The organism is Polynucleobacter sp. JS-Safj-400b-B2 (assembly GCF_018881975.1).
Classification (GTDB): Bacteria; Pseudomonadota; Gammaproteobacteria; order Burkholderiales; family Burkholderiaceae; genus Polynucleobacter.
This window is the reverse complement of the sequence record NZ_JACVPJ010000027.1, coordinates 1-9629: the sequence shown is the minus strand read 5'-3', so window position 1 is coordinate 9629 and position 9629 is coordinate 1. Positions and strand designations below refer to the sequence as shown.

The following is a 9629-nucleotide window of genomic DNA, read 5'->3' as shown; positions in this document are numbered from 1 at the left end:
TCAGTCAAGACGGTATGTCCCGATGCATCCTTGTAGCCCAATTGAGTAGCGCTAAGGCCTGCTACTTCTGTGCTGGTAAGCGATTGGATCTGCGCAGTGGTTAAGGCTGCAATTTGAGTGCTGGTAAGTGATTGGATCTGCGCAGTGGTTAAGGCTGCAATTTGAGTGCCAGTAAGTGCTGCAATTTGAGTGGCAGTTAAATCAGCTAATACGCTATTACCCGATGCATCCTTGTAGCCCAATTGAGTAGCGCTAAGGCCTGCTACTTCTGTGCTGGTAAGTGATTGGATCTGCGCAGTGGTTAAGGCTGCAATTTGAGTGCTGGTAAGCGCTGCAATTTGAGTGGCAGTTAAATCAGTCAAGACGGTATGTCCCGATGCATCCTTGTAGCCCAATTGAGTAGCGCTAAGGCCTGCTACTTCTGTGCTGGTAAGCGATTGGATCTGCGCAGTGGTTAAGGCTGCAATTTGAGTGCTGGTAAGTGATTGGATCTGCGCAGTGGTTAAGGCTGCAATTTGAGTGCCAGTAAGTGCTGCAATTTGAGTGGCAGTTAAATCAGTCAAGACGGTATGTCCCGATGCATCCTTGTAGCCCAATTGAGTAGCGCTAAGGCCTGCTACTTCTGTGCTTGTAAGCGATTGGATCTGCGCAGTGGTTAAGACTGCAATTTGAGTGCTGGTAAGTGCTGCAATTTGAGCTACTGTAATTGAGCTTAGGGCACCAGAGGTCAAGGATTGTATTTGACTTTGAGACAGCGCTGCAAAGGCTTGGGGGCTTAAGGCCGCTACTTGCGCCCCGCTCATATATTGCCAGCCGCCACCTTTTTGACCGTTTGTGGTGACGTAAGGAATTTGAGCTGCCGTTAGGCCCGCAAAGGCGGAGGCAGAGAAGAAATCAAACGAACCAAATAATGCAATTTGTTGCGGGGAAAGAGCGGCTACTTGAGCTGCTGTAATCGCTGCGAAAGCGTCACCAGTCAAGGATTGTATTTGACTTTGAGTCAGCGCTGCAATTTGAGTGGCAGTTAAATCAGCTAATACGCTATTACCCGATGCATCCTTGTAGCCCAATTGAGTAGCGCTAAGGCCTGCAATTTGAGTGCTGGTAAGCGATTGGATCTGCGCAGATTGGATCTGCGCAGTGGTTAAGGCTGCAATTTGAGTGCTGGTAAGCGCTGCAATTTGAGTGGCAGTTAAATCAGTCAAGACGCTATTACCCGATGCATCATTGCAGCCCAATTGAGTAGCGCTAAGGCCTGCTACTTCTGTGCTGGTAAGCGATTGGATCTGCGCAGTGGTTAAGGCTGCAATTTGAGTGCTGGTAAGTGATTGGATCTGCGCAGTGGTTAAGGCTGCAATTTGAGTGCTGGTAAGTGCTGCAATTTGAGTGCTGGTAAGCGCTGCAATTTGAGCTGCTGTAATCCCTGCGATAGCGTCACCAGTCAAGGATCGAAGTTGGTTACTTGAGAGCGCTGCAAAGGCTTGGGGGCTTAAGGCAGCTATTTGTGCTCCACTCACATATTCCCAGCTACCCATTTGACCATTAATACAAACGTAAGGAATATCGGCTGCAGTCAGGCCCGCAAAGACGGCGGCAGAAAAGCCTTCGAACCCACCAAATACTGTAATTTGTTGCGGGGAAAGAGCGGCTATTTGAGCTGCTGTAACCCCTGCGTAAGCGCCACTAGTCATCAACCATCGAAGTTGGTTAAATGAGAGCGCTGCAAAGGCTTGGGGGCTTAAGGCCGCTACTTGCGCCCCGCTCATATATGACCAGCTGCCGCCTTGTTGACCAGCAGTACAAACGTAAGGAATTTGAGCTGCCGTTAGACCCGCAAAGGCGGAGGCGGAGAAATAATCGAACGAGCCAAAGAATGCAATTTTTTGCGGAGAAAGAGCGGCTACTTGAGCTGCTGTAATCCCTGCGATAGCATTACGAGTCAAGGATTGTATTTGACTTTGAGTCAGCGCTGCAAAGGCTTGGGGGCTTAAGGCTGCAATTTGAGTGCTGGTAAGCGATTGGATCTGCGCAGTGGTTAAGGCTGCAATTTGAGTGCTGGTAAGCGCTGCAATTTGAGTGGCAGTTAAATTAGCTAGGAGGGTTTTACCTGAACTATAAGTGTAGAGCAATTGGTCATTTCGAAGGACCGCAACCTGAGACTTAGTAAGATAGCCAATTACATTTTCATCGAGTGATTGTAACTGACTTTGAGACAGCGCTGCAAAGGCTTGGGGACTTAAGGCCGCTACTTGCCGCCAACTCATATATTTCCAGCTACCGCCTTTTGCACCAGCAGTAGTAACGTAAGGAATTTGAGCTGCCGTTAGACCCGCAAAGGCGGAGGCAGAAAACCAATCGAACGATTTAAATAATGCGATTTGTTGCGGAGAAAGAGCGGCTACTTGAGCTGCTGTAATTCCACCGATAGCACCTTGACCTAGAGATTGAAGTTGGCTATCTGAGAGGGCTGCAAAGGCTTTGGGGCTTAAGGCTGCTACTTGCGCCCAACTCATAAATTGCCAGCTGCCACCTTTTTGACCGTTTGTGGTGACGTAAGGAATTTGAGCTGCCGTTAGACCCGCAAAGGCGGAGGCAGAAAACCAATCGAACGCACCAAATAATGCGATTTGTTGCGGAGAAAGAGCGGCTATTTGAGCTGCTGTAATTGCACGGATAGCAGCGCTATCTAAGGATTGAAGTTGGCTATTTGTAAGTGCTGCAAAGGCTTGGGGGCTTAGAGCTTGAACTTGACTAGCTGTTAATGATTTGGCCATTTTTTATCCTTAATTTATTTATTTAGTTTTCATATTCTGCAACCTAGATTAGGGTGGTGGAATCCCATAAATAAGGGGGGGGGGGACCATGGTAACCATCGGCAATCACCCCCTAAAGCCAAAGTAATCAGACCAAATAGCAAGACGACCAAGGCGTACCCACTCACTCAAGTTAAAAGCCAAAGTGGCGCTAGCGGCCATTGTTGAGGATAAAACAATTGCGGAGTTAGCAATACTGCATGATGTGCATCCCAACCAGATTGCCGAATGGAAACGCCAGTTAGTTGAGCGAGTAGCTGATGTCTTTGTCGGGCAACCCAATACGCCACCCATCGATTTGAATGGGCTGCATCCCAAGATCGGCCAGCTTGCATTGGAGAATAATTATTTAGAAGGCGCGCTTACCAAGGTGGGCAGACGGCACGCATCTACGCTCATGAAGAAGATGGGCGTTGGTGCTCTGTCTTGTCAGAATTGTCAGAAGAACACCAGCGCCAAGCATCCTAGACATAAGATTGATCGGGCCAATCAAGTCTGGGCGTTAGATGCGACCCTTTGACCCTCCCCCGATAAATCACCTTCAATCAGTTCGCGTTAAATTACTAACCATTGGAGAGATAAATGAAGATCCCAAAACAGCAGTACACCTTGGAATTTAAGCAATTAGCAGTCAAACGCATTCAATCTGTCGAGGGCTATGAGCCTGTAGCCAATGAACTCGGAATGTCTAGCCAGACCCTGCGGTATTGGATAAGAGCATCCAATGAAGGTAGGCTCATTGGCTCGAGCTCTCAGAAGGTTAAGAACTGGGAGCTGCGCGAAGCCATCTCCAAAGATGGCCTCATTAAGCTTTCCAAAGCCTTGCATATTTCGATTGATTGGCTCGAATATGGACGTGGCCCGATGATGGCACCTGGTGCGATATTGGACGCGCCCGTGGCAAGCAAGCGTAGCAAAAACAAATTACAAAGCGGCGCCTCTGAACCCGTCGCCATGGGGACGCGGCGCATCCCGCTCATTAGCTATATCCAGGCCGGTCATTGGATGGATGCTATCAACTGCTTTTTACCGGATGATATTCAGGAATGGCTTCTAACCGATCTCGATCTACCAGATTCGTGCTTTGGCTTGCAGATTAAGGGCGACTCGATGCTGCCTGAATTTAACCTAAAAACAGCAGTTAACCCATTTACCTTCGCCTAAGTAGCAGCAATTTTCATCAACAACTTGGGCGGTTTAAGTAAGTATTTTGCAAAAGCCCTTTGCAAAATGAGTTGTATTCGCTCTTGGTTGCTTAACTGCTCCGCAGTGGTTTTTAATGAGGATAGGAACTGGGCGATATTTTTCAAAGCAGCTTGTATAGCCCCTTGTTTCGCATGGGTGCTGGTAATGGTTAAGCGAGTTTGACCACCATGCTTGGTTCGGGTGGCTACTCCATGCAGTAGCAGGGGCCTACTGGTAATTGCCTCAAGATGTTTGCTGGGGGCAGCTAGGCGGACAAACAAAGTCCACCAGTTGTAGATTAGAGCTACCATTCTGGCCATGAGTTGGCAGCGAGCGAGATCTTGGGTCGTAAAGCCACCCCAGCCCCATTGGTTTTTAAGCTCATCAAAGTTGTTCTCGCAGTCAGCACGATCACGATAAAGCTGGGCTAAGGTCAAAATGGGATGCTTAGTTGAAGTGACCAGTACAGCGTATTCATAACGGGCTGTGGGGATGCCTTCAATTTCGATGAAGGCTAATTGCTCTTGAGGATCTTCTTTGTCGGCCATTAACACCTGACCGGTAAGTTTTCTGCGTAGTACCACTACCCGGCGAGAACGGCTCCAGCCAGATAAGCTCAAGACATCTTCCACACCTTCCCAGCCTGCGCCCGCATCTTCCCAATCCATATTTCTAAAGACCTTTTTGATCAGGGCTTTGACATTGGTAGTGAGCTTGAGTTTAGAGAGGTAATGCTGAGCTCTTACTTCGGCTTCTTTTAGAACTGCTTCATTGCCATAGGCGATATCGCCTCGCAATAAGGCTGGCCTCTCATTTTGAGGCAAAGAGTCTAGCCAGGCCCAGATGCCTGGCATCGCATGCGCCGGGGCACTGGCATTGCCAGGCGTCACATCGACCCGAAGTGCTAAGCGAGTATTGGCCATCATGGCGCTGTGATAACTATGAGAAGGACGACCTGGCTTTTTAGGGTTATAGCCAACGACTGCACCTTCTTGTTTGCCATAGAGGCATTTGACGGTGGCATCTAAATCTAAAATCCAGGGGGTATCCAGTAAGGGGGCTGTGCTTTTGCCTAGGTGCTCATCTAGCCACGCCTTGCCAGCAGCTTCATCCATCTTTTGCAATGCTCTTCTGGCAGCATCCTCTGAGACGAGTCGCTTAACCCCGAGCAGTTGTGGATGAATGCCATCTTGCCTAATAGCGCTGATATGGGCATAGCGTTGGTGGCCTGCCAAGATTGATAACAGCAAGGTAGCCAATACCTCCCTTTTTCCGGAAGCATTGTTACTTTGGTAAACCAAAGGGCAGTCTTTGACCCAAGCGTCCAATAGGCCACTGACTTGCAAAAACTGAGTAAAGAACGGCAGCTGACCTAAAGGGGTTACCGCTGCATTGGGGTTCCACTCCACATGAACCCGTCCACCAAAAGTATCTACCGCAACGAGTTGATTTTGACGAGCTAAACGTCTTTGTTTTGCCTCACCCATTGGGTGACTCCTTATCAGTGACAAGATAGGCATCTGAGCGATGCCGGATAAGGCTCTAGCTTAATGGATTGAGGGTTAACTGCCGTTTATAGGTTTAAAGAAGGCGATCGCATTATTGTTGACCCCACTGTTGAACCGCGTCCAGGGGACTTTGTTGTTGCGCAAAATGGCAAAGAGGAGGCAACTTTTAAAAAATATCGCCCACGAGGCAATAATACCAAGGGGCGATTTGTATTTGAACTCATTCCGCTAAATGAAGATTATCCAATCTGCCGCTCCGATCAAATACCCATTCGCATTATTGGGGTGATGGTGGAGCACCGCAAGTACCGCAAGCGTTAGGCTTTCCACAAATCAAAGCAACAAATTAAACGTCGCATTGATAAAGTTTTTTTAAGGGCAAGAAGAGTCTAAAGCCTATAGGGCGCATGAATGACCAAGCCTCCATCAGCAATGGCGAGCTTAGTTGGGGTCAAATAAGAGCACAATCACCATTGCCGTTACTCCCGTTACCGCCGAATCTAAACAAATACGCACGCTAGTCGGTCATGATTTAATTAACTGGAACATCCAAAATGAAGGTCTGTGCTTTTTTACCCTTTAATCGATGCCTGCAACATAGGCGAATCCAAGTTAATCCCCCTGGTCTTTTAAGATGCTCCCCGGCAAGGCTTGTTGTATTCCACCCGATTCAATTCTGGTGTTGATAGCAATGCCATCGGCATCAACACGCTGAATGCCATCTGTTTTGACTTGGGTACCTTGGGATATGCCCTGGCTCTGAATATGCTGAACACCATCCCCGCCGATAATGGCTCCAATAGAGATGCCGCCAGCGCCAACCGTTTGAAGACCGCCCGCATTAACAACTGTACCAATGGCCGTGCCACCTTGTTCTACTTGTTGGATACCACCCCCAGAAACCATCGACTGGGATGTTTGCCCGCCATCATGAACGCGTTGCACGCCCTCTTTTTCAATGGTGGTACTCTGCGCTACCCCAGACTCGCTAATGTCTTGGACCCCAGAGCTCACCGATTCTTGTTTAACCACCCCTTCTTTAACAGTCCGGGAAAAGGGTGTGTTTTGAGCGTTGGCGCTAGATGTTGTCATGATGTAAATACCCAGAGTAAATAGAAATGCGGAAAAAGAGCTTAACTTGTTCATGATAGCCTTAAGATGAAATGTAAAGACGACTCTAGAGGCATCCTAGGGGTGGATATGTTTTTGCGATATCGCTATCTACTCTACACAAAGCTATAGCAGTTGGTGTACCTGTGAGTCAATGGGCCTCTTTGGGGGTAAATTGCATAAAGACTTGCTCAGTCTTATACGATAGCCAGACCTTGCGCCATTTCATAAAATCCATGCCCAAGAGCATATCAAATTGGCCATACGATTCTGGCTGCACATAAACCGGTACATTAGAAAATTTGGAGCGCCCCACTACAAAGCTATCAAGCTTATATTGCTTGGCAATGGTAGTGCCTGATGAGCCATAAAATTGCATGGTTTTACCGGTTTTTTGATCATCGCTTAAATGCGCCTTATTCACAGTAGACTGGCTCAGAGATGTTTGTCTTGACCCGGTATCGACTAAGGCGTGAACCACATTGCCATTAATGCCTACTGGAATGATAAAAAGATGACGCCCCATGGTAAAGGCATGAACATCTTGATACTCCCCAGTCCACGGAATAAAGCGACCCGAACAATGGGAGACATCGTAAAAACGCAGGACTTTATTGGGAAAATCAAACTCTAGATCATGGCGACTGAGTGTATCGACCCCAATGAGACCAACAGGTGCCTTGGGATTATTAGCAGTCTCTGGCGTGCCGATATTGGCTAAATTGATGTCGTAGTTAAACTGGGTCACAGGACCCACTTCAAATAAGGAGGCAACATAAGGGTGGGTCGAAATCTTGCCCCCAAGACCTGAGATGTTCACGGTCTTATTTTGTTGCTCAGAGAGCATGAGCGCCTCACCAAGTCCTGGCTCTAGCGCGCCATGGGATGCGCCGCTATCAATGAGCATCATCACTGGCTGGTGATTAATTTTGGCCGCAATCACGAATCGACCACCCACTTCTTCAATGGGTAATTCACCTCTTTTGGTAATGGTGCAAGTACCTTGCGCCCAGAGTAGTGATGGCAAGATGCAAAGAACAAAACCTATTAAACATAAACCAATTTTTTGTGGGCGCATACGCTGATTTTAAACAAGGGTAGCTATTGGCGACCCATAGCAAGCCCACCATACTTTATGAGTATGGTGGGTAGGCGGTTTTTCTTCTACCTCATTAATGCGCTGCTGCCAGTAGCGTATTGGGCGCCGTATTGGTCGGCGCGCTGATGCTGGTGGTTGCAGCAGATGCGGGGGCTAGAGCGGCAATAGCAGAAACCAACTGGTTAATATTGGCCCCATTTGCTGTTGATACCCCTTGGTAGTAGGATAAGGCGCCTTTAACGTCAGTGGCATCGAGTGTGCGATTTTGACTACTCAATTGGTAATACATAATTGAGCTAGTATCAGCATCACTGGCAAAACCGAGCGTATGGCCAATTTCATGAAGGAGGGTTTGATAAAAGGTCGCTTGCGTGCCGCTATAGGTTTGAGTCTGACCATCCGAACCGGTTACTAATGCATCTTCATTGGGGTTTTCCAATCGAATAATGGTGCTTGAGCCAATTTGCCCATTTTGGGTTTGCATGGTGGTGTAACCCAACACTCCAGTGGTTTGAGTGCCAAAATTACCCCAGCCTATGCGAATATTGCTTGCACTGGAATCACTTACCTCCTGAAAGTTCAGTCCCGTTGCCTTACTCCAAGCGGCAAAGGCATTTTTAACAGTTTGCTCGTACGCACTGCCCAAATAGCCGCTAAAGGGGGCGCTTGATGTTCCTGCTAAAGAAGCCAAGCTCCAGGTAATGGTTTGGGCGCTATTGCGCTTAACCCCCTCAGTGACTAGGGTGCTACTACCACTAGCACCTGCCTGCGCGGTAGCTTGACGATAAGCGCCTTCTGCTGCGCTGGCCCAAGCCATATTGCCCGATGAAATCGCTGCTTGCACTAGGCCTGTGATGTTTGCGTTAGCGGTATTAACTGCCAATCCTGCTGCTGGAGTTGCCAAACCAAATCCACCAAAATCAGAGAAGCCGCCATCATAGCCTCCTGCGTACCCCCAAGTAGAGCCAAAAGACAGATCACTCGATACGGCGCCAGAACCATTAAACAAAAGCTCATCAATGGCAGCGCCAGAGCTGTTGTAATTGATTTGATCGGTTTGCTGCCCACTGCCGTTATAGTCCAGCACGTTTTGCAAGACGCCGCCAGTACTAAAGTTTTGTACCTGACTTAGTGCGCCGGTGTTAGCGTTAAAAAAGTCATAGGATGTTTCTTGCCCTGCGCTATTAAAAAAGGCATCGCCTGTCTTTTGATTAGCGGAGTTATAAAACACTTCATCGGTTTCCCAACCAGAAGGATTAAAGTTCAGAGTATCGACTTTTTGACCGGCAGTGTTGTACTGAGCATCAGAAATTTCTTGGCCGGAGGTGTTAAAAGAGAGGTAGTCAGTCTCCTGACCGGAAGCGTTGAACTTCTCATCGGCAGTTTGCGCACCAGCAGCATTGTAAAATGCCTCATCCGTTTTAATCCCATTGCTATAGTTAATGGCATCAACATATTGACCGCTACTGTTGTATTGGACATCCTGGGTTTCTTGGCCGGTAGTGCCATTAAACCAAAGGGTGTCGGTTTGATAACCAGCAGAACTAAAGACGGCATCCTCATACTTAACGCCAGCGGCGTTGTAAAAGGCTTCGTCGGTTTCACGGCCTGTTGTATCAAAGTTTAAAGCATCAACTTTTTGGCCGTTCGCAGTACTAAATTGCTGATCTTGAAGTTTGTGACCATTGTTATCAAACACAAGGTAATCGGTTTCTTGACCGGCGGTGTTGAACTTCTCATCGGCAGTCTCAGAGCCAGAGGCCGTTAAGAACATCTCGTCGGTCTTGATGCCATTGGCATAATTGATGGCATCAACATATTGACCGCTACTGTTGTATTGCACATCTTGGGTTTCTTGGCCGGTAGTGCCATTAAACCAAAGGGTATCGGTTTGATAACCGGCAGAACTAAAGA

The 9629-nt window shown here is 48.0% G+C and carries 6 protein-coding genes and 2 pseudogenes; 3 read left to right on the top strand and 5 right to left on the bottom strand.

Annotated elements, in window-relative coordinates:
* The coding region (locus ICN48_RS13650) for a hypothetical protein (RefSeq protein ID WP_216154231.1) at positions 1 to 2774 on the bottom strand (2774 nt) is incomplete at its 3' end.
* A 136-nt stretch (positions 2775 to 2910) separates the two neighbouring features.
* Between ICN48_RS13650 and ICN48_RS14020 the strand changes: the two are divergent.
* Positions 2911 to 3200, top strand: a pseudogene (locus ICN48_RS14020) (transposase); the annotation flags it as partial.
* A gap of 195 nt (positions 3201 to 3395) precedes the next feature.
* Complete coding sequence (locus tag ICN48_RS13640) at positions 3396 to 3977, top strand: helix-turn-helix domain-containing protein (protein ID WP_216154229.1); 582 nt, start codon at positions 3396 to 3398, stop codon at positions 3975 to 3977.
* On the opposite strand, the gene ICN48_RS13635 is transcribed toward ICN48_RS13640, so the two are convergent.
* On the bottom strand, positions 3974 to 5485 hold the full coding sequence (locus ICN48_RS13635; protein WP_216154228.1) for a transposase: 1512 nt from the start codon (positions 5483 to 5485) through the stop codon (positions 3974 to 3976). The two genes, ICN48_RS13640 and ICN48_RS13635, sit on opposite strands and share 4 nt — an antisense overlap.
* A gap of 102 nt (positions 5486 to 5587) precedes the next feature.
* Between ICN48_RS13635 and ICN48_RS13630 the strand changes: the two are divergent.
* A pseudogene (locus ICN48_RS13630) lies at positions 5588 to 5827 on the top strand (LexA family protein); the annotation flags it as partial.
* A 291-nt stretch (positions 5828 to 6118) separates the two neighbouring features.
* Here the strand turns inward: ICN48_RS13630 and ICN48_RS13625 are convergent.
* The 3 genes from ICN48_RS13625 to ICN48_RS13615 all read right to left on the bottom strand — a co-directional run.
* Complete coding sequence (locus ICN48_RS13625) at positions 6119 to 6652, bottom strand: AIDA repeat-containing protein (protein ID WP_216154227.1); 534 nt, start codon at positions 6650 to 6652, stop codon at positions 6119 to 6121.
* Between the two features lie 115 nt (positions 6653 to 6767).
* Entirely contained in the window at positions 6768 to 7694 is a 927-nt protein-coding gene (locus tag ICN48_RS13620; protein WP_216154226.1) for an aspartyl protease family protein, read from the bottom strand.
* A 94-nt stretch (positions 7695 to 7788) separates the two neighbouring features.
* Positions 7789 to 9629 (bottom strand): matrixin family metalloprotease (locus ICN48_RS13615; RefSeq protein WP_216154225.1); only part of this gene is annotated, 1841 nt, incomplete at its 5' end.

Bases quoted from the DNA above. Each gene is read 5' to 3' on its own strand.
- ICN48_RS13620 (WP_216154226.1), bottom strand. From the start codon at position 7,694: ATGCGCCCACAAAAAATTGGTTTATGTTTAATAGGTTTTGTTCTTTGC.
- ICN48_RS13625 (WP_216154227.1), bottom strand. From the start codon at position 6,652: ATGAACAAGTTAAGCTCTTTTTCCGCATTTCTATTTACTCTGGGTATT.
- ICN48_RS13635 (WP_216154228.1), bottom strand. From the start codon at position 5,485: ATGGGTGAGGCAAAACAAAGACGTTTAGCTCGTCAAAATCAACTCGTT.
- ICN48_RS13640 (WP_216154229.1), top strand. From the start codon at position 3,396: ATGAAGATCCCAAAACAGCAGTACACCTTGGAATTTAAGCAATTAGCA.